The organism is Roseisalinus antarcticus (assembly GCF_900172355.1).
Classification (GTDB): domain Bacteria; phylum Pseudomonadota; class Alphaproteobacteria; order Rhodobacterales; family Rhodobacteraceae; genus Oceanicola; species Oceanicola antarcticus_A.
Genome location: NZ_FWFZ01000148.1, coordinates 1 through 619 on the forward strand (window position 1 = coordinate 1; position 619 = coordinate 619).

Below are 619 nucleotides of genomic sequence, written 5' to 3' on the forward strand. Positions count from 1 at the left end.
AGTGGCGGAAGATCTCCGGGCCCAACCGTCTGCCCGAGGTCATCCAAGGGATTGTCTTCAAAGACGGTATCAAGCAACTTCACGCTGCCGCCTGATGATGGCCGTCACCAACTTTTGGGCATATCTCCAATGGTCACTTCAATTAGGCAGAAATCGGCCAGGGCTGCTCCCAGAACTTCCAAACGTCCCTGCCGATCACAAGGAACCATCCATGACAAACGCAGAGCGATCCCCAGAAAAAACCCACTATATCTGCCAGACTTATGTTGAAACAAAGTCTGGGCGCAATGGGCAAACCGGCCTGAAAATTGCCAAGCAGCTCGAATATTCCACGGCGTCGGAAGCGCAAAACAGAGCCGAACGAGAGGCTCTATCCGAGGATTGCGCAGGTGCCGACGCCTACATGGTGACTGAAGATCCAGCCAGTGGAGAAGTTGGCGAACCGAGCTTCCTCGTAAGGCTTGGGAAGGTTCCAGAACTTGACGACTTCTAGGCTCAGGACTCATAGCCAAAAGATCACGGTTGCGGCGAGAGCAATGGCCGAGAGGAAGACCTTGGGACTTCGGTCATAGCGCGTGGCGACGCGCCTCCAGTCTTTCAAGCGTCCGAACATGATCTC

General features: G+C 54.6%; 1 protein-coding gene and 1 pseudogene. One reads left to right on the plus strand and one right to left on the minus strand.

Annotated features, from left to right (window positions below; translation table 11 throughout):
• Nucleotides 1-211 precede the first annotated feature (211 nt).
• Nucleotides 212-493 (plus strand): hypothetical protein, encoded by a 282-nt coding sequence (locus ROA7023_RS23645; protein WP_085881361.1) that lies wholly within the window; start codon nucleotides 212-214, stop codon nucleotides 491-493.
• Between the two features lie 9 nt (nucleotides 494-502).
• Here ROA7023_RS23645 and ROA7023_RS24320 read toward each other — a convergent pair.
• Nucleotides 503-619: pseudogene (locus ROA7023_RS24320) on the minus strand (IS5/IS1182 family transposase); the annotation flags it as partial.

Bases quoted from the DNA above. Each gene is read 5' to 3' on its own strand.
- ROA7023_RS23645 (WP_085881361.1), top strand. From the start codon at position 212: ATGACAAACGCAGAGCGATCCCCAGAAAAAACCCACTATATCTGCCAG.